The sequence below is a fragment of the Clostridium tarantellae genome (assembly GCF_009295725.1).
Taxonomy (GTDB): domain Bacteria; phylum Bacillota; class Clostridia; order Clostridiales; family Clostridiaceae; genus Sarcina; species Sarcina tarantellae.
In genome coordinates this window covers 1-1,381 of record NZ_WHJC01000501.1, presented here as the reverse complement: position 1 = coordinate 1,381, position 1,381 = coordinate 1, and the positions used below count along the sequence as shown (strand labels likewise).

Genomic DNA, 1,381 nt, shown 5'->3' with positions numbered 1-1,381 from the left:
CTATAATAGTGCAAAAATGCTTGAATAATTTTACAGCATAATAAAATAAAAAAACATTTATGATAAAACCCTGTTATAATTAAGTTCTCACACAAAAAAAACACACAAGGAGTTAAACATAAATGTTTCAAGAACTGATTATACCAGATAACTTATCTCTAGACAAATTTTTAAGAGAATTAAATTTTGACTTATATCTTACCAAGCCACAATTAAAGCATTTGCAAAGTATTATAAATGCAATGATGGCTACTGGTTTTAATGGCAAAATGTCTCAAGTTGCTGAAACTGATTCTACTAAACATAGAACTAGTGTAAGTAGATTTATGTCTAGTAGTAGTTGGGATGAATCACTTTTGCAAAGATCCTTGAGAGATTTTGTTTTAGACATCATATGGAAAAAATCTAATGAAACTCAAAAACCTATATATTTTATAATAGATGATACAATTTCTAAAAAGACTAAGCCCTCGTCAAAGGCTATTAATCCAATAGAAAAATGTGCATTTGCATATTCTCATTTAGAAAACAAACAAGTTTTTGGACATCAAATAATAGTTTCATTATTATCTTGTGATAATTTAAAGCTTCCATATTCTATAGATTTATATGATAAAAATACTATGAGTAAGATAGAATTAAGTCAAAATTTAATAAAATCTCTTCCTAAGCCAATAAAAAAAGGTGTTGTTTTGTGTGATAGTTGGTATAGTTCAAAAGCTATTTTTAAATCTTCAAAAGATAATAAATATAACTACATTGGTGCTATAAAAACTAATAGAGTTATTTTTCCACATAACCATGAGAGATTAGGTATAAAAGTCTATAGTTTCGCTAAAAGCTTAGATATAAATTCATTTGACCTTGTCACAGTCAATAAGAATGAATACTATATCTATAAATATACTGGTGATTTAACGGATATGAAGAATGTATCAATTGTATTAAGTTATCCTAAAGAATCTTTTCATGATAATAAGTGCTTAAGAGCATTTATATCATTGGATACTTCTTTATCTGCAATTGATATTCTCATCCAATATTCCGAAAGATGGGACATCGAACCATTCTTCAAGAGTTGTAAAGCTAATCTCGGTTTAAACGGATATCAAGTAAGAGTTGAAAAAGCCATTACAAGATATTTATTATTAATGATTTTAAATTACACTTATTGTAGCTTGAATTCAAATGGATTAAATCATTTTAACACTGGTTTCAAGGTTATAAGGAACAATTTAAAAAAAGCTAAAATAACATCAATATATAACGCGGCTCAAAATGGAGTTCCGCTAGAAAAAATTTTCGAGCAACTTAAAGTAGCTTAAGAAAGTGTTTTTCTATTCAACTGTAAATTTATTCAAGTGAAAATGCACTATTATAG

Annotated in this window: 1 protein-coding gene; it reads left to right on the top strand. The window is 26.9% G+C overall.

The genetic code is table 11. The annotated features are described in order from the left end of the window. Nucleotides 1–122 precede the first annotated feature (122 nt). Nucleotides 123–1,325, top strand: coding sequence for an IS701 family transposase (locus GBZ86_RS15940; protein ID WP_152892289.1), 1,203 nt, complete (start codon nt 123–125; stop codon nt 1,323–1,325). The last annotated feature ends 56 nt before the right edge of the window (nt 1,326–1,381 follow it).